18 protein-coding genes are annotated in these 24,632 nt (G+C 41.7%); 12 read left to right on the top strand and 6 right to left on the bottom strand.

Features of this window, described 5'->3' with window-relative positions; genetic code table 11:
• Positions 1 to 68 precede the first annotated feature (68 nt).
• The 4 genes from BV214_RS06410 (at position 69) to BV214_RS06395 (ending at position 7,993) form a co-directional block, all read left to right on the top strand.
• The gene (locus BV214_RS06410; RefSeq protein ID WP_086476671.1) at positions 69 to 386 is read left to right on the top strand and encodes a cupin domain-containing protein; all 318 of its coding nucleotides are present in this window, start codon (positions 69 to 71) and stop codon (positions 384 to 386) included.
• Positions 387 to 426: 40 nt separating this feature from the next.
• Entirely contained in the window at positions 427 to 1,212 is a 786-nt protein-coding gene (locus BV214_RS06405; RefSeq protein ID WP_086476670.1) for an SDR family oxidoreductase, read from the top strand.
• Between the two features lie 256 nt (positions 1,213 to 1,468).
• Entirely contained in the window at positions 1,469 to 7,543 is a 6,075-nt protein-coding gene (locus BV214_RS06400; protein ID WP_086476669.1) for an alpha-2-macroglobulin family protein, read from the top strand.
• A gap of 75 nt (positions 7,544 to 7,618) precedes the next feature.
• Positions 7,619 to 7,993: a DoxX family membrane protein gene (locus tag BV214_RS06395; RefSeq protein WP_086476668.1), complete on the top strand. Its 375-nt coding sequence runs from the start codon at positions 7,619 to 7,621 to the stop codon at positions 7,991 to 7,993.
• Between the two features lie 108 nt (positions 7,994 to 8,101).
• Here the strand turns inward: BV214_RS06395 and BV214_RS06390 are convergent, their stop codons facing one another.
• The 3 genes from BV214_RS06390 to BV214_RS06380 all read right to left on the bottom strand — a co-directional run bounded on the left by BV214_RS06390 (position 8,102) and on the right by BV214_RS06380 (position 11,012).
• On the bottom strand, positions 8,102 to 8,626 hold the full coding sequence (locus BV214_RS06390) for a DUF4136 domain-containing protein (protein ID WP_086476667.1): 525 nt from the start codon (positions 8,624 to 8,626) through the stop codon (positions 8,102 to 8,104).
• 120 nt (positions 8,627 to 8,746) lie between these two features.
• The gene (gene obgE, locus BV214_RS06385) at positions 8,747 to 9,748 is read right to left on the bottom strand and encodes a GTPase ObgE (protein WP_086476666.1); all 1,002 of its coding nucleotides are present in this window, start codon (positions 9,746 to 9,748) and stop codon (positions 8,747 to 8,749) included.
• 148 nt (positions 9,749 to 9,896) lie between these two features.
• Positions 9,897 to 11,012 (bottom strand): adenylate kinase, encoded by a 1,116-nt coding sequence (locus BV214_RS06380; protein ID WP_086476676.1) that lies wholly within the window; start codon positions 11,010 to 11,012, stop codon positions 9,897 to 9,899.
• Between the two features lie 149 nt (positions 11,013 to 11,161).
• Between BV214_RS06380 and BV214_RS06375 the strand changes: the two genes are divergently transcribed.
• The 3 genes from BV214_RS06375 (at position 11,162) to BV214_RS06365 (ending at position 15,051) form a co-directional block, all read left to right on the top strand.
• On the top strand, positions 11,162 to 12,316 hold the full coding sequence (locus tag BV214_RS06375; RefSeq protein ID WP_086476665.1) for a 5-(carboxyamino)imidazole ribonucleotide synthase: 1,155 nt from the start codon (positions 11,162 to 11,164) through the stop codon (positions 12,314 to 12,316).
• A gap of 30 nt (positions 12,317 to 12,346) precedes the next feature.
• Positions 12,347 to 12,838, top strand: coding sequence for a 5-(carboxyamino)imidazole ribonucleotide mutase (purE, locus tag BV214_RS06370; protein ID WP_086476664.1), 492 nt, complete (start codon positions 12,347 to 12,349; stop codon positions 12,836 to 12,838).
• 188 nt (positions 12,839 to 13,026) lie between these two features.
• Positions 13,027 to 15,051, top strand: coding sequence for a M3 family metallopeptidase (locus BV214_RS06365; RefSeq protein WP_086476663.1), 2,025 nt, complete (start codon positions 13,027 to 13,029; stop codon positions 15,049 to 15,051).
• Positions 15,052 to 15,122: 71 nt separating this feature from the next.
• Here the strand turns inward: BV214_RS06365 and BV214_RS06360 are convergent, their stop codons facing one another.
• Positions 15,123 to 15,506: a rhodanese-like domain-containing protein gene (locus tag BV214_RS06360; RefSeq protein ID WP_223883340.1), complete on the bottom strand. Its 384-nt coding sequence runs from the start codon at positions 15,504 to 15,506 to the stop codon at positions 15,123 to 15,125.
• Positions 15,507 to 15,580: 74 nt separating this feature from the next.
• On the opposite strand from BV214_RS06360, the gene BV214_RS06355 reads away from it, so the two are divergent.
• Complete coding sequence (locus tag BV214_RS06355) at positions 15,581 to 16,141, top strand: sigma-70 family RNA polymerase sigma factor (RefSeq protein WP_086476662.1); 561 nt, start codon at positions 15,581 to 15,583, stop codon at positions 16,139 to 16,141.
• 206 nt (positions 16,142 to 16,347) lie between these two features.
• Here BV214_RS06355 and BV214_RS06345 read toward each other — a convergent pair whose 3' ends face one another.
• The gene (locus tag BV214_RS06345; protein ID WP_086476660.1) at positions 16,348 to 17,184 is read right to left on the bottom strand and encodes a UbiA prenyltransferase family protein; all 837 of its coding nucleotides are present in this window, start codon (positions 17,182 to 17,184) and stop codon (positions 16,348 to 16,350) included.
• Positions 17,185 to 17,322: 138 nt separating this feature from the next.
• Between BV214_RS06345 and gcvP the strand changes: the two genes are divergently transcribed.
• From gcvP to BV214_RS06325, 4 genes are all read left to right on the top strand, one after another.
• Positions 17,323 to 20,172: an aminomethyl-transferring glycine dehydrogenase gene (gene gcvP / locus BV214_RS06340; RefSeq protein ID WP_086476659.1), complete on the top strand. Its 2,850-nt coding sequence runs from the start codon at positions 17,323 to 17,325 to the stop codon at positions 20,170 to 20,172.
• Positions 20,173 to 20,337: 165 nt separating this feature from the next.
• Positions 20,338 to 21,396 (top strand): 3-oxoacyl-ACP synthase III family protein, encoded by a 1,059-nt coding sequence (locus BV214_RS06335; RefSeq protein WP_086476658.1) that lies wholly within the window; start codon positions 20,338 to 20,340, stop codon positions 21,394 to 21,396.
• 13 nt (positions 21,397 to 21,409) lie between these two features.
• Positions 21,410 to 21,961, top strand: coding sequence for a class I SAM-dependent methyltransferase (locus tag BV214_RS06330; RefSeq protein ID WP_086476657.1), 552 nt, complete (start codon positions 21,410 to 21,412; stop codon positions 21,959 to 21,961).
• Between the two features lie 70 nt (positions 21,962 to 22,031).
• On the top strand, positions 22,032 to 22,883 hold the full coding sequence (locus tag BV214_RS06325; protein WP_086476656.1) for a glycosyltransferase family 2 protein: 852 nt from the start codon (positions 22,032 to 22,034) through the stop codon (positions 22,881 to 22,883).
• Between the two features lie 44 nt (positions 22,884 to 22,927).
• Here the strand turns inward: BV214_RS06325 and pafA are convergent, their stop codons facing one another.
• Positions 22,928 to 24,610, bottom strand: a complete 1,683-nt coding sequence (gene pafA / locus BV214_RS06320) for an alkaline phosphatase PafA (RefSeq protein ID WP_086476655.1) — start codon at positions 24,608 to 24,610, stop codon at positions 22,928 to 22,930.
• Positions 24,611 to 24,632 lie beyond the last annotated feature (22 nt).

Raw genomic sequence — 24,632 nt, 5'->3', positions numbered from 1 at the left:
CATCAAGACTAATTCGGCCACCTGCCACTTCCTTCATTTCCTTATCTTAGCACTAAAATCCATTAAAAATGAACATTAAACTATCCGAACTTACCTCCAAAGAAATTATGCCGGGATATCACGGTAAATTAATCCATACGCAACATATGAGTCTTGCTTTTTGGGAGGTAGAAAAAAATGCCATTGTTCCAGAACACAGCCATAAAAACGAGCAGGTAATGCAGGTACTAGAAGGAGAATTCCAATTTACACTTAATGGAGCAACCAACACCTATATTCCGGGAGATTTAGTTGTAATCCCTCCTATGGTCCCTCACAGCGGCAAGGCCCTAACAGCTTGTAAACTGATGGACGTTTTTAGTCCCACCAGAGAAGAATATCGCTAAATTAATCCCTTATACTTAGAGAAATCACACCACTGGAACTATGGAAATATCACTTAAAAACAAAAAGGCCCTTATAGGAGGAAGCAGCCAGGGAATTGGCAAGGCCATTGCACAACAATTGGCTAAAAGCGGTGCCAGCGTAACCATAATGGCGAGGAGTGAAGACAAACTAAAATCCATTATTTCCCAACTCCCTACCAATCAAGGGCAAACCCATCAATATTTAGTGGTGGACTATACCAACTATGACAGCTATAAAAAAATTATAGAGACGTATTTCACCCAAAATTCGGTGGACATTTTAGTTAACAACACCCAAGGCCCGTCCGCAGGAAATGCACTAGAGAAGGATGTACCTGATTACCAAAACGCCTTTGATCTCTTGTTCAAAACAACCGTATTTACTACGCAGCTAGCCCTTAAAGGTATGAAGGCTAAAAACTATGGACGCATTATAAATATTGCCTCCGTAACCGTGAAAGAACCAATTTCTAACCTAGTACTTTCCAACTCTATAAGGGCAGCCGTAGTTACCTGGGGCAAATCTTTGGCCATTGAAGTGGGTAAATTCAACATTACCGTCAACAATACATTGACAGGATTTTTTAACACAGAACGACTAAAAAGCCTAAATGAAAACAAGGCAAAATCAATAAATATTCCGTTGGAAGAAGTGGAAGAAGATATGATTTCCCATGTCCCAATGGGTAGAATTGGCCATCCAGAGGAGTATGGATTTTTGGTAACCTTCTTAGCTTCGGAGCAAGCTTCTTTTATAACAGGGGCTAATATCCCCATAGACGGCGGAATGCTTAAATCTATATAAGAATAGCGTACACTAAGGTTATTGTTCATTTTTTTAGGTGTAATATTACAATTACGACCAGAAGCGAGAAAGTCCTCCTATTTCTCAACCAATAATAAAAAGCAAGGGTTCTAAGCATCGTTGTACGGTAGGTATCTGAAGCCTTTTTAGATTAATTTCCCCACTCCTAGGCAACAGTGGTATCTTTTTTGCATCTAAGGATTATAGTTCGTTTTTCTTCAAATGAAAATCAACCAATATTCAATAAAGACCTCCTATGAAAAAAATAACCGCCTTAGTTATCATATTTCTTTCCATACAGCTTGCTCAATCCCAAGCAACCCCAGCTTATTATGACAGCATGTGGAAACGGGTGCAGCAATTGGAAAAAGAATCCATGACCAAATCGGCCATGGAGTTGGTTGCCCAAATTTCCGCTAAAGCAAAAAAGGACCATCAGGAGCCCCAGGTTATTAAATCCCTCTTATACGCTTCCAAATATAGTATGGTCCTGGAAGAGGACGCGCAATTGGAAATTATTGAGGATTTTAAAGATAAGATAGCAGAAAACCAGGTGCCTGTAAAAAATATTCTGGAAGGGTATTTGGCCAACTTATATTGGCAGTATTTTCAACAAAATAGATATCGATTTTACGATCGAACCAAAACGGAAACAAAAATAGATAGCGCCGATTTCAGGACTTGGGATTTAACCACCTTGTTTTATGAGGTAGGAAAACATTTTGATGCATCTCTAAATAATAAGTCCCACTTGCAACAAACACCGGTTGATCACTATAATGAAATTCTGGTAAAACAAGACGATTCGGAAATTTACAGACCTACTCTATTTGATCTTTTGGCACATAACGCTTTGGACTTTTATACCAGTTCCGAAAATAGCATCACCCGTCCAGCCGATAAATTTGAACTAAACAACCCAAGTATATTTTGCAATGCAAAGGAGTTTGTTCAGCAAAATATTACTACTAACGATAAAACATCATCACACTTTAAAGCACTTCAACTCTATCAACAATTAGTGTTGTTCCATCTATCCGATCCTTCTCTTGAAGCCTTGGTTGACGTGGATATAGCCCGATTGAAATTCATCTGGGAAAATGCCGTGTTCCCCAATAAGGATCAGCAATATATTGAGGTACTCCAAAATTCTGCCGAAACTTTTAAAGAGAACGAACACAGTGCGCTGTATCGCTATGAAATTGCATATGCACATCATCAGAGCGGAAACACCTATCACCCTACCATTAATCCAACCCCAAGATGGAAACACAAGGAAGCCTTGGATATCTGCGATTCTATAATTGAACAATTCCCGAGTAGCCGTGCAGCTGAACGATGTACCTCCCTAAAATCTCAAATTCTCACTAGCAACCTACGTCTCACCACAGAACAACATATCCCGGTACACACCCCTTCCAAGATTCTGGTTACGTATAAGAATCTTTCACACTTACAACTGGCCGCCCACCAAATTTCAGCCAGTGAACTTAAAACATTAAACACACTATATCCTCAGGAGAAAAAACTCGCTTTCATAAAAAAGCTAGCTTTGGAAAAGCAATGGGAATCCACTTTAAAAAATGAAAACGACCATCAAGAACACCAAACAGAAGTGCTGTTGCCAGAACTCCCAAATGGCAATTACATCCTTTTGGCCACTCCAAAAGACGCCACCTACACCAGCTCCTCGTTCACCCCTATCCAGGTCACAGACCTGGCCCTCGTGGAATCTAGAACAAATGAACTGCTCAACTTCCAAATAATAAATAGAACTAACGGGGCACCTAAGATAGGTGCTAAGCTTAAGATCTCGTATCGGCCCAGCTACCAAAGTCCTACAGAAACTAAGGTATTTACATCCGATAAATTGGGGAGGGTTTCCTTACCCCTAAATGCAAAATCTCCAAATAACATCACCGCAGAGGTCAGCCACGAGGGACAAATAGCCTATTTTAAAGACATCTATGTTCCTAAAAAAACAATGTTAGAGGGAAAGGACACCAGCTATCCCTGTTTTCTTTTTACGGATCGCAGTATCTACAGACCAGGTCAAACCTTATTTTTTAAGGGAATTGCCTTGCAAAGAACAGAAAACACCTCTGAGATATTAACCGAGACAGAAATTGAAGTGACCTTAAAGGATGGCAACCAACAAGTGGTATCGGTTCAGGAATTTAAAACCAATAATTACGGCTCCTTTTCTGGGGAATTTACCATTCCAAACAATACCCTTACAGGCAACTTCTCCTTAGAGGCCACCTCTACGGAATTTAACCTCCACGGATATCAAACTATTTCTGTGGAAGAATATAAACGCCCACGATTTGAAACTACGTTTCAGCCCATCACAGAAACTTATCCGCTCAACGACAGTGTTTTGGTCCAAGGAAAGGCCGTGGCATATGCGGGGAGTACTATAACACATGCCCCTGTAAAATACACCGTAAAAAGAATAGTAAGATCCATAATTTGGCACGGCCAACACCTTCCATATTACCAGGCAACTCCACAAATCATTGCACAGGGCACCACTACCACGGATGCCAAGGGGCAGTTCGGCATAAACTTTATGGCCATACCAGACCTAACGGTTCCCAAAGAGCAGTTACCGGTTTTTAACTACGAGGTCACTGCAGATGTAACGGATTTGAACGGTGAAACAAGGAGCGCCACCACAAACATAAAAGTAGGATACCATGCCCTTACCGCTAATATTGAAATTGCAGAACTCATTAACCAGAAGAATAAAAAGCATAAAATTACAATTAGCACCCAAAACCTTAACGGACAAGCAACTCCTACCCAAGGAACTATAAAAATGTATAAACTAAAGGGTCCAGACCGCGTACTGCGACCACGACCCTGGGCCGCACCGGATTATCCTGGTTTTGACAAAAAAGAGTTTAAAAAACGCTTTCCCCACGATTCCTTTGAAGATGAGTCCGATCCTTCCCAATGGCCAAATGGAGAATTGGTTTGGGAAGCTCCTTTTAATACTGAAAACGGCAAGACCATTGAATTGAATCTCTCTAAGAAATGGGCCTCTGGCAAATATCGCTTGGAGTTAAGCACCTCCGATATTTTTGGTCAGGACGTAAAGGATATTGCTTACACCACCCTCTATAACCCTTCCGATAAAACCCTAGCGGACCAGCAACTTTTTCAGATAAAATACGATAAACCCTCCTACACTATTGAAGACCAGGTTACACTAAAGGTGAGCTCTGCTGCCAAGGACCTATCGGTTACCCTGTTAGTAGAAAAAGAGCGAAAGATTGTTGCAACCCACCTGTTAAAACTTAACAACACCACTAAAACCTTAAGAATTCCAGTTACACCAGGCGATTTGGGAGGATTTGTAATTCATTACTCCTTTTCCTTCCATAATGCTTTTCATACAGATAAGCTGTCCATTCCCGTACCCCACCCAGATAGGGACATCCAAATTGAAACAGTAAGTTTCCGAGATAAAATTGAACCTGGCACGGAGGAAACTTGGTCATTTAAAGTAACAGGACCAAAGGGAAACGGATTAAACGCTGAAATAATGGCCAATATGTACGACGCTTCCCTAGATGCCTTTAAACCCCATGCTTGGTATTTTAATCCCAATTCACATGGAGACTACTATTCCAACATTCACCTTAGCGCTTCCAAAAGCTTCCAAATAACTTCCTTTAGGACAATTACCGATTATGCACCAGGAGATGGTTATATCCCACAACGCTACGATAGTTTTAATTGGTTTGGATTACATTTTGGAAACGGCCACCTTCAGCGGAACCGTATCATGATAAAGGGCGCCGCCCCAAGTGAATTGATGGAAGAAGCAGTGGAATCTTCGGACCAAGTTCTCACCATGGCCAATGAAGCCCAGACACCTGGTGAAAAGACAGGAGATACACCAGTAGCTATGGAGGAAGACAAAAACATAATTGGATTTGAAAACATCCAGATTCGGAAAAACCTTCAAGAAACTGCTTTTTTCCTCCCTCAGCTCCACACGGATAAAGATGGGAATGTTTCTTTTTCTTTCACCACCCCAGAAGCACTTACCCAGTGGAAGGTACAGTTATTGGCACACACTAAATCCCTAAAAAGTGCCATTTCTACCCTTACCACTGTCACTCAAAAAGAATTAATGGTAACTCCCAATGCACCTCGATTCTTACGGGAGGGCGATCAGGTTACCTTTAGCAGTAAAATTTCGAACCAAACAGACCTGCTACTAGCGGGGAAAGCAAAGCTAGAATTGATTGATGCTGTCACTGGAAAAGATATTGGGAAGGAGCTACTTATTGCCTATTCCGATTCCTCTGCAGCCTTAAGCACACGAGAATTTAAGGTAGATGGCAATGGGAATACCGAGGTCTCTTGGGTCTTAACCATTCCAAAGGGAATCCAGGCGATACAATACAAAGTGATGGCTACGGCTAATAACTATAGCGATGGCGAGCAAAACATCCTACCAGTACTTAGCAATCGCACCTTAGTAACCGAAACCCTCCCCATGTGGATAAATGGCAATCAGACCAAAAGTTTCACCATGGAGAAACTCAAGAATCCCCTCTCCCCCACCTTAAGACACCATCGGTTAAGCTTGGAAATCACCTCCAATCCGGTTTGGTATGCCGTACAGGCCTTGCCCTATTTAATGGAATACCCCTCCGAAAACAACGAACAGGTTTTCTCCAGATATTATGCCAATACGCTTGGAGCACATATCGCGCAATCCAATGCAAGAATTCAGGAGGTCTTTAGCCAATGGGCCAATTCTGATGCATTATTGAGCAACTTGGAGAAAAATCAAGAACTAAAATCAATTCTAATAGCGGAAACCCCTTGGCTTAGGGACGCCCAGTCCGAAAGCGAACAAAAGAAGCGAATCGCCCTGTTGTTCAACCTAAACAAATTAAAAAATGAGCAAAACAACAGCTGGCAAAGGCTACAACAAAACCAAATGCCCTCCGGTGGATGGGCTTGGTTTAACGGAGGACCAGAAAACAGGTTTATAACCCAACATATACTTATAGGTCTTGGTCATCTTCAAAAACTCACCTCAGCTTCCCCTTCCGGTATAACATCGCCTAATCCTGAGAACGAGGAGCAGCGACCACTGATTACCAAAGCCTTTGAATATTTGGACGCCCAATTTCTTTCGGAATACGAGCGGTTGAAAAAATACCATACGGACCTCAGCAAAGACCACCTAAGCACAACCCAATTGCACTACCTCTATTTGCGTAGTTTATTCCCTAACCATGCCATGAGTGAAGAAGTAGCTAGCATCAAGGAATACTATCTAAAACAGGCTCTACAATATTGGACAAATAAAAGCCTCTATAGCAAAGGACTACTGTCGCTAATCCTCTATAGGAACAACCATAAGGAGGCCGCTAAAAAAATTATCAAGTCACTTGATGAAAATAGCATCATTAGCGAAGAAATGGGAATGTATTGGAAACAGAATACGGCTTCATGGGATTGGAACCAGGCTCCTGTAGAAACTCAATCCCTATTAATAGAAGCCTTCTCCGAAATTAACAACAACCCCAAGCAGATAGACTTGTTAAAGTTATGGTTATTAAAAAACAAACAGACCCATCATTGGACTACTACCAAAGCGACCACCAAGGCAATTTACTCACTTCTTTTACAGGGAAGTGATTGGCTAGTAGACTCTGAAGCTATAGAAGTCCAAATTGGGGATCAACATATCAATCCAGCAACCTTAGACAATGTAAAGATTGAAGCTGGAACGGGCTATTACAAAACCTCTTGGGATAGGTCCGAAATTAAACCTGCTATGGCTACTGTACAACTCAACAAAAAATTGGAGGGGAGTGCTTGGGGCACTTTAACCTGGCAATATTTTGAAGACTTGGACAAGATATCCTTCGCAGACACCCCATTAAAGCTAAGGAAAAAGGTTTTTCTTAGGAACCACATCCCAACTGGAGAGGAACTAAGCGAAGTTTCGGACACCAAACCACTTAAGATAGGAGATCTTGTACGGATACGGATAGAATTACAGGTAGATAGAGGAATGGAATTTGTACACATGAAAGATATGAGGGCTTCTGGATTAGAACCCACAACAGTACTTTCTAGTTACCAATGGCAAGATGGACTTGGTTATTACCAAAGCGTAAAAGATGCAAGCGTTAATTTCTTCTTCGACTACCTACCCAAAGGAGTTTATATTTTTGAATACGACCTTAGGGTAAACCATTCTGGCGATTTTAGCAATGGCATCACAACTATACAAAGTATGTATGCACCAGAATTTAGCAGTCACACTGAAGGCCTTAGACTACAGGTAGATTAACAAAAACCTTAGTAAATATCTGGATAACATGGAATTTTTTATTAATTTAACATAACCAATATAAAATCCATAATCATGAACTCTACATTTTTCATAGGACTAAGAATAGTCTTCGGACTTTTTCTCATTGTTTTTGGGGCTAATAAATTTCTACATTTTATGCCAGCCGGTGAAATGTCAGAGGCCGCCATGAACTATTTTTCGGCCTTAATGAGCACCAACACCCTATACATTGTTGCCATTGTTGAAATACTTGCAGGAGTTTCTTTGTTGCTCGACAAGTTTGCACCATTAATGATGCTTATTCTGATGATAATCTCTGTAAATGCAATGTTATTTCACGCTTTTCTAGAGCCAAGTTCCATAGGAGGAGCCCTAGTCCTTATAATATTGAATATCGTTATGCTCTATGCTTATAAGGAGAGATACAAAGATATTTTAAGACCCTAAAACAATAAGGATTGAATATGACCATAAACAGCAGCTGGCCAATACCAGCTGCTATTTTTTTTTAAAACCAAAAAGGTCTAATGAAAGTTAAACAGGAATGCTTGCGACTTACTTTTCTTTGGGCGGGTATTTTACAAATGCTTTCTCTACCATAGCCCTCAGTATCTCCTCTCTTTTTTGCGGACCACTGTTTGGATTAAAAGAACGCGTGGCAACAGCTTGCCAAAATAGCTCATCTTTATACCTATCTACAAAATCAAATTGTATTTCCCATTCCATCTTAGAAGCACCTACAGGAATGCCAACAGACAATCCGCCCCCTACACTTCTCCCTGTACCACCAACACCAACACCTACGGTATTTCGTGGAGTGGCATGAAGGGTGCGCCCTAAGATAGCCACATAAAAATCTGGCTCCTCAGACAATAGAAATCCTTTGTTCCTCAAGGTAGAATCGATGGCTCTCATAAGCCTACGGGTATCCAGCTCACTTAGACCGGTCTCCATATCCGGATAGTAGTTATAGGTGGTATAGGCAGAAAAAACAGTTGCCTTATCGTAGTCGTATTGTACATTAATAGCACTACAGGAAACTATCGAAACAAGGATAAAAATGGATAATACCGTTTTCATGGAAGACGTTTTTATAAAAATAGTGAAAATTACACTTCCCTATTTTATAATGCATGGAAAATTAACCAACCCAAGACCAGGCATATCCGTACAAAAAAATCCTAATTGCTCGGTTTGGAATTAATCGTTCAGCATGGCCCAGAGCTTATCTTTAAGCTCTACTAGACCTAACTGCGCCACGGAAGATATAAACATATAGGGTATATCCTTAAAGTCCTTATCTAGCTCCGTTTTCATTTCGGCCATGAGTTCGTCATCCAACATATCGGATTTTGAAATGACCAAAAGTCGTGATTTTTCTAAAAGGTCTGGGTTATACCTTCGGAGTTCATCCAATAAAATTTCGTATTCCTTGGATATATCCTTACTGTCTGCAGGGATCAAAAACAACAAGGTAGAATTTCGTTCAATATGCCGTAAAAAGTAATGACCAAGTCCCCTTCCTTCAGCAGCACCTTCTATAATTCCTGGAATATCGGCTATAACAAAACTTTTAAAGTCCCTGTACTCCACAATCCCCAAGTTAGGCTTGAGGGTGGTAAATTCGTAATCGGCAATTTTTGGTTTTGCGGAAGTAAGTACGGATAGCAAGGTAGATTTTCCAGCATTGGGAAACCCTACAAGCCCAACATCGGCAAGCACTTTCAATTCCATGATAACATCTAACTCCTCCCCTTCCATTCCTGGCTGAGCATATCTTGGAGTTTGATTGGTAGAGGTTTTAAAATGCCAGTTACCACGACCTCCCAATCCACCTTTGGCCAGAATTACCTCCTCTTGGTCCTCGGTGATTTCCAGCAATACTTCTTGGGATTCTGCATCTTTTATCACCGTTCCCAAGGGCACTTCTATATATACATCTTTCCCATCTGCACCAGTACTCCTATTCTTGCTTCCATGCTCACCATGTCCGGCCCTAAAAGTACGGGTATATTTAAAGCTCAATAAGGTCCAAAGGTTTTTGTTTCCACGAACAATTACATGTCCACCTCTACCTCCATCGCCCCCATCGGGACCACCTTTAGTAATAAACTTTTCCCTATGTAAGTGTACAGATCCCTTTCCCCCTTTACCAGATTCTAGGTGTACTTTTACATAATCAACAAAATTTCCCTCAGTCATTTAATTAGTTTAATATTTCAAATCACAAGCTAGAAAAAAGCACTTTAATAAACTTTACGACCTCCTAGAGATTAGTCTGCCACGAACAAAGGTCATATCACCCATAATTACAGGCGTTAACAATGCATTGGGCCTTGTTTATGGAAGTTTAGGCCTCCTGTAATTCTTCAATTACTTTGGCCAAACGGCTGGTTATATCCTCTATGGAGCCTATCCCGTTTACACTATGAAACTTCCCTTGAGCGTCGTAGTAATCTTTTAAGGGTGCAGTTTTCTCGTTATATTCCTCAAATCTGTAACGGATTTTATCCTCATCCTGGTCATCAGACCTTCCGCTTACCTTGCCACGTTCTAGCAATCGCTGGATTAACACCTCATCATTTGCCTCCAAAGCAATAGTAGCATCAATTTTCATTTGTTTGGATACCAAGAAATCATCCAAGGCTTTTGCCTGTGCAGTAGTTCTTGGAAAACCATCAAAAATAAAGCCACTGGCATCGGCATTTTTCTCCACCTCGTCTTGCAACATATTTATGGTTACCTCATCTGGGACCAGTTCTCCTTTGTCTATATAAGACTTGGCAAGTTTACCTAATTCGGTACCATTCTTTATGTTGAACCTAAAAACATCCCCGGTGGAAATGTGTTTAAGGTTATATTTTTCTTTTAAAAACGAGGCCTGCGTACCCTTACCTGCTCCCGGTTTCCCGAACAAAACGAGATTAATCATGTGTCTTTGGTTAATTTGATAAACTTCCTTTAAATTTCTTCCCAATTCATTATAATCCAATCCGTAGCCCACAATAAACTTATCCTCAATCTTCATCCCGAAATAATCAATATCATACTCCCCACTGTAGACGTCGGATTTGTAAAACATGGTAGCAATTTTGAAGTCCTTTACGTTGGTTTCCGAAAATATATCGATCAATTTCCTCACTGTCCGCCCCGTATCGATAATGTCTTCCAAAATAATTACACTACGCCCCTCAATATTTTCCGGGACGTCCAATAGGGTTTCCACAATTCCCGTGGAGGTGAGCCCTTGGTAAGAACTCAATCGCACAAAAGAAACCTCACATGGATGCTGATACGCTTTCAGAAAATCGGACACAAACATAAATGACCCATTTAGCACACCTACAAAGATGGGAACTTCCCCTTTATAGTCTTCTGCAATGGTGTCTGCCATCTTTTTTACCGCGGCCAAAATTTCGCCCTCGCTTATAAATGGCTTAAAGTATTTGTCGTGAAGCTTTATCAATGCCACTGATTTTTATAACAAATTCAAGTTGGCAAATATAGCACTTTGATTTCTCTTTTTTACCCGATCGGGTCCAGTTTCTAAGATTTAAGCGTATTTTTGTGCTTAAAACACCACATTTCATAAATATTTAATAGCAATCATTTCTAATGAACTATTTTTCTTCTGATTTTAAATTGGGAATTCTCGGCGGCGGACAATTGGGAAAAATGATGTTGTACGAGACCCGAAAATACGATATCCACACCAAGGTAATGGACCCATCGTCCGATGCACCCTCCAGAATCGCTTGCAACGAGTTTATCCATGGGGACTTAATGGATTACGATGCTGTTTACAACCTAGGAAAGAAGGTAGATATCCTTACTATAGAAATTGAAAATGTAAACTTAGACGCCCTTGCCAAACTAGAGGAAGAGGGAGTAAAAGTATACCCTCCCACCCAGGCCTTACGCATTATTCAGAACAAGGCCAAACAGAAGTTATTTTATGTGGACAATGGCATTCCCACTGCAGATTTTCAGCGTTTTGCCTATAAAAGTGAAATTGAGGACAGCATCGCAAATGGAGGATTAAAATTCCCTTTTATATGGAAAGCCACCCTATTTGGGTATGACGGTCAAGGGGTTAAGGTAGTCCGAAAGCTTCAAGACTTGGAAGACTTGCCAGCGGGGGAATGTATTACCGAAGAGCTAGTCCCCTTTAAGAATGAACTTGCTGTGATTGTTGCCCGCAGTGCCAGTGGGGAGGTAAAGACCTATCCGGTGGTAGAAATGGAGTTTCACCCAGAGGCCAATCAGGTAGAATACGTCCTTTGTCCGGCTCGAATTTCAGAATCTGTGGCCAAAAAAGCCAATGAAATTGCCCTAAAAGTCTCCGACAAACTAAAGCAGGTGGGGATTTTGGCTGTAGAAATGTTTCAGACCGAAGATGATCAAATCTTGGTTAACGAGGTGGCCCCAAGACCACACAACAGTGGACATTATAGTATAGAGGCCAGTTATACCAATCAATTTGAGCAGCATATCCGCGCTATTTTAGACCTGCCTTTGGGCAGTACGGAAAGCAAGGTGGCTGGTATAATGGTAAACCTGGTGGGAGCAGAAGGACACACCGGCGATGTGGTATACCAGCACATTGAAGATATAATGAAGCTGGAAGGGGTTACCCCCCACATCTACGGGAAAAGACAGACCAGACCTTTCCGAAAAATGGGACACGTTACCATTGTTAACCCAGATATTAGTGAAGCCAGGAAAACAGCGGAACTGGTAAAAAACACCATTAAAGTGATTAGTAAATAATATTTGCAATAAAGAAATTTACAATATATTATGAGTAAAGTAGCGGTAGTAATGGGAAGTACCAGCGACCTCCCAATAATGCAGGAAGCCATTGACATATTAAAAGGCTTTGACATTGAAGTTGAGGTAGACATCGTATCTGCCCATCGCACCCCGGAAAAGCTATTCGATTTTAGCAAAAATGCCCATCTTAAAGGAATTTCAGTAATCATTGCAGGTGCAGGAGGAGCCGCCCACCTACCGGGAATGGTGGCGTCTATGTCTCCCCTACCCGTAATTGGGGTTCCGGTTAAGAGTCGAAATTCTATAGACGGCTGGGATTCCGTACTCTCCATACTACAAATGCCGGGCGGAGTTCCAGTGGCCACCGTAGCCCTAGATGGGGCCAAAAATGCGGGAATTTTGGCCGCCCAAATAATTGGAGCTTCAGACAAATGTGTTCTGGACAAGATTATCCTTTACAAGGAAGGTTTGAAGCAAAAGGTAATCGAGGGCGCAAAATCGGTCCACGAAAAACAGTAATACTAAGGTAGCTCTTCCCAGGATTAGGTAATTCAACTATTTTTACCTGTTAGTCTTGGGAAGTCAAGTGATGGTTGCTAACCAAAATAGAGGCCAAGCCTACTAGGGTCCCCTTCTGCTATCTTTGGGACTATCCCTATGGTCCACGTTAAAAACCATTATTTTTTACAACTTCAAAAAAATAACGCATGAACAATCCATTATTAACCCCCTTTGATACGGCTCCGTTTTCCAAAATAAAAAACGAGCACTTTAAACCTGCCATCTTGCAGGCTATTGAAGATGCCAAAAAGGAGATTGACGCCATTGCCCAAAATACAGAGGAGCCCACCTTTGAGAATACCATTGCCGCTCTGGATTTCTCTGGACAGCAATTAGATAGAGTCACCAGTGTTTTCTTCAATCTCAATTCGGCAGAGACCAACGAAGAGATCCAGAAGATTGCGCAAGAGGTTTCGCCTTTACTTTCCGAGTTCAGCAATGATATTACTTTAAACGAAACCTTATTCAAAAGGGTTAAGGCGGTTTTTAATCAAAAAGATCAGCTCTCATTAACCCCAGAAGAACAAACCTTATTAGAAAAGAAATATAAGGGCTTTAGCCGAAACGGAGCTAATTTACCCGAAGAAAAAAAGAAACGCTTACGGGAAATAGATGCGGAACTTTCCAAACTAACATTGAAATTTGGAGAAAATGTACTGGCAGAGACCAACCGATATGAAATGCACCTCACCAAGGAATCCGATTTGGACGGACTCCCAGAAGGAGAAAAGGAGGCCGCGGCAGATTTAGCGGAATCTAGAGGCAAAACCGGCTGGCTAATCACTTTAGATTATCCCAGCTACATACCTTTTATGAAATATGCTTCCAACAGAGAACTACGCAAGGAGCTTTCCATCGCCTTCGGCAGCAAGGGTTTTCACAAGGACGAACTAGACAACCAGGAAAACATCCTCAACATCACCAGGCTAAGACATGAACGGGCCACCCTGTTGGGGTACAAAACACATGCCCATTTTGTGCTGGAAGAACGCATGGCCCAAACCCCGCAAAAGGTAGAGGAATTCCTCAATGAGCTCCTGGCCATGGCTAAACCTGCCGCTATACGAGAATACAAACAATTGGAAGCGTTTGCAAAAGAACTAGACAATATAGACCGTTTGGAAAAATGGGACAGCGCCTATTACTCGGAGAAGTTAAAGCAAAAACTTTTTGATCTGGACGATGAAAAGTTAAAGCCCTATTTTAAACTAGAGAATGTAATTGACGGGGTCTTTAAAATTTCCGAAAAATTATTTGGCTTGCGATTTAAGGAAGTATTTGATGTTGATAAGTACCATCCAGATGTAAAAACCTATCACATATATGACAGAGACAACAATTTGATCTCTTTATTCTATGCCGATTTCCATCCCAGGGCCGGTAAAAGAGGCGGTGCTTGGATGACTTCCTATAAACCCCAATACATACGAAATGGAGAAAATATACGTCCACATATCTCCAATGTATGCAATTTCACCAAACCCACGGCTTCTAAACCCTCCCTCCTAACTTTTAATGAGGTAACCACCCTATTCCATGAATTTGGACATGGCTTGCACGGGATGCTGGCCAATACGGTTTACCCAGGACTTTCCGGGACATCCGTTTATTGGGATTTTGTAGAGCTACCAAGTCAGGTTATGGAAAACTGGTGTTATGAAAAAGAAGCCTTGGAATTATTCGCTACTCACTACAAAACCGGCGAACCTATTCCTATGGAATATGTATCCAAAATTAAGGAGTCAGCAACCTTCCAAGAGGGAATGGCTACCCTAAGGCAATTGAGCTTTGGCCTACTAGACATGTCATGGCACGCTGCAGACCCCACCGGCATTACCGATGTAAAGGCTCAAGAGCAAAAAGCTTTTAAGGAAACGGATCTTTTCCCAGACGTAGCACAAACCTGCATGAGCACCTCTTTCTCCCATATTTTTCAAGGGGGATACTCCTCGGGCTATTACAGTTATAAATGGGCAGAAGTTTTGGACGCCGATGCCTTTGCGTATTTTAAAGAGCATGGGATTTTTAACCAGGAAATTGCCAATAAATTTAAAGACAACATCCTTTCCCTAGGGGGCACAGAAAACCCTATGGAATTATACAAGAGGTTTAGGGGTAGGGAGCCAAAATTGGAACCACTTTTGGAACGAGCTGGATTATTAGCGAAATAGACCAAACAGCAACTAGACTAGTTTAGTTTAATGTAAACCATCTACACCCAGATTGGTAATACGGACACCCCCTATTGCTGATCTGGGTTTTTTAGTTGCTCATTCTTCCATGCGTCAAAGCCACCGGTGAGGTTCACCACTCTAGTATAGCCCATTGCCTGTAGTTTTTTCTGGGCCAAGGCACTTCGCCCTCCCACTTTACAGTACAGATAAATGGTTTTATCTTTATCTACCCCCTCAAAATTAGTGGCAAAATCTGCATCGGACCAGTTTATATTTTGAGCATTTTCTAGGTGCCCACTATTAAACTCGGCAGGAGTCCTTACATCCACCAAAATAGCATCGGCAAGCAACTTTTGATTAAATTCTACTATAGGCATTTCACCATTTACCTCCTGTTTGCAGCTCGCAATAAGAGGCAGAATCAACATAAAGCAATAAAAGGCTATTCTCATAATAAAAAAGATTGAATCCAAAATTAAACAATCCAAGTCAAAAAAAATCAATTACTTTTGAATATACAACGCGTATGACGAAGCAATTATTAAATCCGGACACTTGGGTAGATCGCTATTCGGACTACCTCTTTAATTATGCTATTTCCCGTGTAAACGATGCTGAAATAGCGAAGGATTTGGTCCAAGAAACCTTTTTTGCGGGGTTAAAATCGGCCAAAAATTTTAAAGGGGAAGCGGCAGAGCGTACATGGCTTATTTCCATCCTCAAGAGAAAGGTAATTGACCACTATCGAAAAATAAACTCCCAAAAAGCAAAATCCATGGTCCGCATAACCCAAACTAGGGACACTGAGCAGCGTGGAGATTTTATGGAGCAACAAGTAGCAGACCCTACCAGTCTTTTAGAGAACAGCGCTTTGGAAAATGAGGAATTAGGCATAGCCATCCAGGAGTGCATCAATAAACTACCTAAAAAACACGCATTGGCTTTTACGCTAAAAACAATTAATGGCTTAAGCACCGAAGAAGTGTGTAAGGAGCTCAATATAAACCCGTCTAATCTTTGGGTTATTATCCATAGGGCTAGGACCGCTCTAATGGATTGCCTAAATACTAATTGGTTCAAAATATGAGGAATTGCAGACAAGCTGAAATTATATGCACAAAAATCCAATACAAGGAAGCTACATTTCTAGAAAAACTACAGATACGATTGCACTTACTTCTGTGTAGAACTTGCAGAGCTTTTGTTAAAAAGAACAGCAGACTCACCGCACTCTGCGACAAGGCCAACTTAAAGACATTAGGCTTGGAAGAAAAGGAAAGGCTAAAGAAAAAACTATCTGGCAAACAACAATAAACGGTCCATCAGCAAGTAAATCAACCACCATAAAATAGGAATCCCCTCTACCCAAAACGAGGAGAAGTACTTAGACTGTATCCTTGTTGTTCTAAAGATCATTAACCATAATATTAATACCACAATCCCTTTTCCCAGAACCTCCAAATCCGTATAACTCCCCTTTAAAAAGGTTACTAAAAAAAACAGTACGGCACCAAAAGCCCCAAATATTTTAGAATTAATTAGCCCAAAACGCTGTGGCAAGGTTTGCAACTGCCTATCGTCGTACTTCAGATCTCTAATCTCGAAAGGAATCATTAGCACTATAACCAATATAAAACGCTGAATAGTTTCAACTAGCACATCCCAGCCAACGGGTAGGCTAGCCGACATCACCGGCAAAATTACGGTAACCCCTGCCCAAACTAAAGCCACCACCACTATTTTAAATCCGGCCAAACTCCTAAGGTTCCTAGCTCTGGGAAGCAAGGGAATGGCATACAACAAGGTCAATAATAACAGTATACCAATACCCAGCCAGGCACTTAACGTTATATGGGAGGCATGATACAAGGCCAAGGCACCGGCCACAAAACTAACTACCTGTATGTAGACATGGTAGGTAGTAGCCACCCTGATATATTTCCTGGCCAGCACCCCGTATTTCACAAAATTGTAACACACCATGGTCCCAAAAAACATCAATAAGGCAAAATGACGCCCTCCTGGAATTCCAAAGAGCATTCCCGTGACCTCTATAAGGGCAAAAACCGCCCATGCCGTATGTATACTGGCATCGAGATAAAAATGGAACAAGCGTCTTAAATAAAACATAGGGCAAGGTAACAACCAACTGTTTACAACTTGTGCAATTGGTTAAAAACTTTAATAGTGATCCATAATAAACCTACAAAATAGTTGTAAATAATGAGTACTTTTGCAGACCATTATTTTAGATAAAATATTCAAAATATGAGGACAGATGTATTTGCCCTACGGCACATCGGCATTGGAGAAAAGGATCTTCAACAAATGTTGAATACCATTAATGTTGCATCTTTAGACGAGTTGATCAAAGAGACTATCCCCGATGACATCCGGTTAAAACAACCTTTAGATCTAGATTCGCCTATGAGCGAACACGAATATTTATCCCATATTCAAGATCTTTCCGAAAAGAACAAAGTATTTAAGTCCTACATTGGCCTTGGATACCATGAAGGCTTAACCCCTTCGGTAATCAAAAGAAACATTCTGGAAAACCCGGGTTGGTATACCGCATACACCCCATACCAAGCAGAAATTGCCCAAGGGCGATTAGAAGCTTTGTTAAACTTCCAGACTATGTTGGTAGATTTAACCGGAATGGAGTTGGCAAACGCCTCCTTATTGGACGAAAGTACTGCGGCAGCTGAGGCCATGACGATGCTCTATGAGGTGCGTAGCCGAGCTAAAAAGAAGAACAAAGCACAGAAGTTCTTTGTTTCCGAAGAGATTTTACCACAGACACTGTCCGTACTAAAAACAAGATCTGCACCTTTAGACATTGAATTGGTTGTCGGGAATCACGAGGATTTTGATTTTGGCGATGATTTTTACGGGGTGCTTCTACAATATCCTGGTAAAAACGGTCAAGTACACGATTTCTCCTCATTTGCTGCTAATGCTGCAGAAAGGGATATAAAAATCGCTGTAGCAGCAGATATCTTGAGCTTGGTAATGCTTACCCCTCCCGGTGAGTTTGGTGCCGATGTAGTGGTAGGTACCACACAGCGTTTCGGAATCCCATTGGGTTATGGGGGGCCACATGCCGCCTATTTCGCCACCAAAGAGGCCTATAAAAGAAGCATCCCAGGAAGAATTATAGGCGTTACCAAAGACGTAGACGGGAAGCATGCACTTAGAATGGCCTTGCAAACAAGGGAGCAACATATAAAAAGAGACCGAGCCACCTCTAACATTTGTACTGCCCAAGTGCTTTTAGCAGTTATGGCAGGAATGTATGCGGTATATCACGGCCCCAAAGGATTGCAATACATTGCCAATAAAGTACATAGCTCTGCAACTACCTTGGCAAATAGCTTGGAAAAGTTGGGGGCAACCCAACTGAACACCTCCTATTTTGACACCTTAATGGTAAAGGCGGATGCCGTAAAAGTAAAACCGATTGCTGAAAGACAGGAAGTGAACTTCCGTTATATTGATGATACTACCATAGGAATCTCCCTAAATGAGGCCACCTCGCTAAACGACCTGCAAAAAATTACAGACATTTTTGCAGAGGCGCTGAGCAAAGAAACAAACACTCTCCAAGAATTGGATACCAACTGTAACATCACCCCTGCAGCTAGGAGAAACTCCCCGTTTTTGGAAAATGAGGTCTTTAATTCCTATCATTCTGAAACAGAGTTGATGCGCTACATCAAACGACTGGAAAGAAAAGATTTGGCCCTAAACCACTCCATGATTTCCTTGGGATCTTGCACCATGAAGCTGAATGCAGCCTCGGAAATGCTCCCCATAAGCATGGCACGTTGGGGCAACATACATCCTTTTGCCCCTATAGACCAAGCGGAAGGATATCAAATAGTCCTTAAAGAACTAGAGCGATACCTCACTATTATTACAGGTTTTGCCGGGACCTCCCTTCAGCCTAATTCGGGTGCACAAGGGGAATATGCAGGATTAATGGTTATTAGGGCTTATCACGAATCTCAGGGCGAAGGTCACAGAAACATATGTTTAATTCCCGCTTCTGCCCACGGAACCAACCCTGCATCTGCAGTGATGGCCGGAATGAAAGTGGTAGTGACAAAAACCGATGAAAATGGGAATATTGACGTAACCGATTTAACCGAAAAAGCAATTTTACACAAGGATAACCTTGCTGCTTTAATGGTTACCTACCCTTCTACCCATGGTGTTTTTGAATCATCTATTAAGGAAATCACCCAAGTGATCCATGACAATGGAGGACAGGTGTATATGGATGGTGCCAATATGAACGCTCAGGTAGGACTTACCAACCCAGCAACGATTGGAGCAGACGTTTGTCATCTTAACCTACACAAAACCTTTGCTATTCCTCACGGAGGAGGCGGACCTGGTGTGGGCCCAATTTGTGTAGCAGAGCAATTAGTTCCCTTTTTACCGGGCAACCCAGTAATAACCACTGGTGGAGAAAAAGCCATTACTGCCATCTCTGCTGCCCCATGGGGAAGCTCATTGGTATGCCTAATATCCTATGGCTACATTAAGATGCTAGGTGAAAGTGGACTCACCCAAGCAACTAGAACCGCTATTTTAAATGCCAATTACATAAAGAATAGGCTAAGTGGCAGGTTTGAAGTACTTTACACAGGAGAACAGGGAAGGGCAGCCCATGAATTGATCATAGACTGTAGACCCTTTAAAGAGAAAGGCATTGAGGTTTCCGATATTGCCAAAAGACTAATGGATTATGGTTTTCATGCCCCTACAGTTTCCTTCCCCGTAGCAGGGACTTTAATGATTGAGCCCACGGAAAGTGAAAGTTTAGCAGAATTAGATCGTTTCTGTAACGCGATGATTTCTATTAGAGAAGAAATAGACGAGGCAACATTGGAGGATAGCAATAATCCGCTTAAAAACGCTCCACACACCTTGGAAATGATAACCTCGGACCAATGGCAATTTCCTTATAGTAGAGAGAAAGCGGCTTTTCCATTACCTTATATTATGGAAAATAAGTTTTGGCCTTCTGTTAGGCGAGTAGATGAAGCCTATGGAGACCGTAATTTAATCTGTACCTGCGCTCCTATAGACGCCTATATGGAAGCATAGAAACGACAGACAATCAACAAGATAGCAGCCCTTCAACATTATTTGAAAGGCTGTTTTCTTTTGCACTAGCGCAGAAAAATGGCTATTGAACATCGTAAGAACTGTCTGCACAGTAAAAACTTACCATGTATTATTATATATTTATACTAAAATGAGCACCTTATTATGAAAATTGGAATTACAGGCACTGGCTCTTATTTGCCAACAGAAGTAACCAAAAACACGGATTTCATAAACCACGAATTTTTAAATGACGATGGAACTCCTTTTGAGCATCCCAACGATGTCATTATCCAAAAGTTTAAGCACATTACAGGTATAGAAGAGCGCCGTTATGCCACGGAAGACTTAAACACCTCCAATTTGGCCTTCTTTGCCGCAGAAAAGGCAATCGCCGATGCAGGTATTGATAAGGAAGATCTGGATTATATTATTGTGGCCCATAATTTTGGCGATGTATCCAAGGGTAAACCACAAGGAGACACCTTGCCCAGTTTAGCCACAAGGGTAAAACACCAGCTACAAATTAAAAATCCCAAATGCGTGGCATACGACCTAATGTTCGGCTGCCCTGGCTGGGTAGAAGGAGTAATACAGGCCAATGCATTTATAAAAAGTGGCATTGCAAGAAAGTGCCTGGTAATTGGTGCAGAAACACTATCCAGGGTAGTAGATAGGCACGACCGTGACTCCATGATCTATTCGGACGGAGCTGGCGCTGCCATAGTGGAAGCTAAGGAAGACCATGGCGAGATATTAGCCCATAATAGCGCCACCTTTGCCAATGGGGAAGCTTATTTTCTCTTCTTTGGCGAGTCGTACTCCCAAGAAACCGAAGAAGATCATCGGTACATTAAAATGTATGGCCGAAAAATTTATGAATTTGCAGTCACCAATGTCCCTAAGGCCATGAAAGAGTGCTTGGACGAGAGTGGGGTGGATATTTCTGAGATCAAAAAGATTTTTATCCACCAAGCAAACGAAAAAATGGATGAGGCCATTGTAAAACGTTTCTACAAGCAATACAATCGTGAAATGCCAGAAGGCATTATGCCCATGAATATTGCGAAGTTAGGAAATAGCTCGGTTGCTACCATCCCCACATTATATGATATGGTAAAAAAAGGAAAAGTAGAAAACCAATCCATTTCCAAGGGAGATGTTGTTATCTTTGCGAGCGTTGGCGCTGGTATGAATATAAACGCCATAGTTTACAGAGTATAACTGTCACTAACCCATGTACGAGAAAACTTTTCCGAACAAACGATTTAAAAACACCTTAGCTTTTCTACAGAAACACGTATCTCCGGATCAGCCTATCCTAGATCTTGGTGTAGAAAACCCCTTCTCTAAAATCATGAAAGAGAACGGATATACGGTATCCAACACCAAGGGAGAGGACCTAGACTTAGATTTTACCTCGGTACAGCAAAGCGATGCAGAGGTAGTAACCGCCTTCGAGATATTTGAACATTTAGTTGCCCCCTATAATATTCTCAGGGAAATTAAAAGCAATAAATTAGTGGCAAGCATTCCCTTACGACTATGGTTTTCCCCTGCGTATCGCAGTAAAACAGATCCTTGGGACCGACATTACCACGAATTTGAGCCTTGGCAGTTCGATTGGCTATTGGAAAAATCGGGTTGGGAAATAAAAGACAGGGCCAAATGGACCAACCCTGTAAATAAGTTAGGAATAAGACCACTATTAAGAAGTTTTACCCCCCGATATTACATCGTGTATGCAGAACGCACTACCACTTCTAAGGACAATCTAAAGGAAAACTAACAGTAGCAATCAACAGCCCTGGGCATTCCATAGTTGCTTTTCGTATTTTAGTCGCTGTTTACGTCGAGCCATGAAATATCAAATCATTATTCCCGCCCATAATGAGGGCAACTTTTTATCTGCCCATTTGCAATCTGTGGTAGACCAAAGCTTACTACCGGCAAAGGTAGTGGTTGTTAATGACCATTCTACAGACAATACGGAAGATATCATAGACCGGTTCACCTCCCAATACAATTTCATTACCAAGCTTAACACCACTTCTTCCACGGAACATATGCCTGGCAGCAAAGTGATTAACGCCTTTAACAAAGGTCTGGAGCAAATTGACCCCGACTATGATTTTCTGGTAAAATTGGATGCAGATACCATACTTCCACCAAATTACTTTGAAACCATCTCCCAGATTTTCCGTCAGCACCCCAAGGTGGGCATAGCGGGCGGCTTTATTTACGAGCAAGACCAGGATGGAACGTGGACCTTGAACCACCCTATGGACCGAGATCACGTTCGCGGAGCCTTCAAGGCCTACTCCAGAAACTGTTTTAAGGCTATTGGTGGACTTAAAAACGCTATGGGATGGGATACGGTAGATGAGCTGCTAGCACAGTACCACGCGTTCGCTATTCACACCGAGGAGAGCTTGGCCGTTAAGCACCTACGCCCCTTGGGAAAGGCGTATAACCAAAAAGCAAGGTTGCTGCAGGGAAAAGCGATGTATACCATGCGCTACGGATTTATAATAACTTTAATTGCCTCCATAAAAATGGCTGTAAAACACAAAAAGCCACTCGTTTTCTGGGATAATATGCGGGGTTATTATTTAGCAAAAAAGAGCAAATCGCCCTTCTTAGTCAATGCGTCAGAGGGTAGGTTTATTCGTCATTTGCGATGGAAAAAAATAAGGGCCAAACTTTTCTAAGAAGAAAAGCTTGGCCCTTTTAAAACCCTTGTTGGTACTATTCGCTACTCCAACACCTCCGAAATAGGCTCTCCAGTAGCCCCAGATGGAAATGCAATCCCTAAAAGAGCAGAGATGGTGGGCGCAATATCAGGAATTTCTGTTCTGATCACTGTACTCCCCGTTTTAATCCCTTTTCCGTAAAACAATAAAGGCGAATGGGTGTCATACATCCATGGAGATCCATGTGTAGAACCAGTTTTTGCATAACTAATGGTTGCCGGATCATTCACTATCAGGATATCTCCGGAACGCTTCTGGTTGTAGCCGTTCTGAAGGATATGGGAAACTCCTTTGCTATAATCGTTTTTCCACATTTGCTCTGCAGTGTATACTTTATAGATTCCTTTGTAGCCCATCAATTCCCTTGCAATGCCATTTTGCACCGCAACAGGATCAAGCTCCAAGCTCTTAACAACCTCATGGTCTAGAAAAATTTGATTATTGCTAACGTTCTTAACAATATCCTTGGACCCAAAGGAAAACTCCAAGAAATCATCAAAGGTTTTTCTGTGCTCCCTAAAAGAAAGGTAATTTGCAGGGATTCTTTGATCCTTCAAATACGCAGGCACATGTACCGCTGCATGATCTGCTGTAAGGAAGACGGTATATTCCCCTTCTCCTACTTTCTCATCCAAGGTATTGAAAAGTCTTTCCAAATCTAGATCTAGACGCATATAGGTATCTTGGACTTCCTTAGAATTTACCCCCCATTTGTGCCCTACATAATCCGTACTGGAATAACTAATTGCTAAAAAGTCCGTTATATCATCCGTTCCCAAGCCCTCATTTTCCAATGCAGCCAAGGCAAAATCCGTAGTCATACTATTACCATATGGGGTAGAGGCCAGAATACCATACTTCCCATTATCGTCCCATAAGGCCTTTAAGTTGTATGGAAAAGTTGCTGTAGACTTTCCTTTAAACAAGCCTTCATAATTATTTTCATCCGTTCCACTCTCCACATAGGTATCAATATCCTTTAGTGTATCCCACGTCTTTTTGTACTTATCAACACTTTTTTTGCGGTTATATTTTTGCACCCATTTAGGCAATTCTTCCATATAATAGGTACTTGTTATCCAGTTACCTTCATCTCCACCTTTAAACCAGTAGGCCGCATTGGCGGTATGCCCTCCCGGAAGAACTGCACCTCTGTCTTTAATAGCAACCGCAATTACCTTCCCCTGCATTTGGGTATGCAACCTCAATTGATCCGTAACGGTGGTAGACAGCATTCGGTGGGGCGACATTTGACCAGAAGTAGACGCTGTACCAACGGAGTGATAGGTATCGTCTCCAGCACAGTAAACACTTTTATCTTCATACTTATCATACCAGTCATTGCCAATCACTCCGTGTATGGAAGGCGTAGCCCCGGTATAAACCGACGCATGACCGGGTCCGGTATAGGTAGGCGCATAGTTAAAATGATTGTTTTTACAATTGAAACCATCATTTACCATACGCTTAAAGCCACCTTCCCCATACTGATCCCAAAATCGGGTCAGGTAATCGTACCTCATCTGATCTACTACGATCCCTACAACTAATTTTGGACTTACAGCAATCTCTGTAGCTTCCTTTACTTCTATTTTTTTCTTAGATTTTCGCTGTGCCTGCACAGGAGCACCAAGATGGCCAAGAAACACCAATAAAAACAAGACTAAAGCACTTCTATTTATCATTTTTTTTTCAGTTTAAACAATC

This window comes from Arenibacter amylolyticus (assembly GCF_002150785.1).
In the GTDB taxonomy this organism is placed as follows: domain Bacteria; phylum Bacteroidota; class Bacteroidia; order Flavobacteriales; family Flavobacteriaceae; genus Arenibacter; species Arenibacter amylolyticus.
Note: the sequence above shows the minus strand (reverse complement) of the source record. Positions and strands in the feature narration are given on the sequence as shown.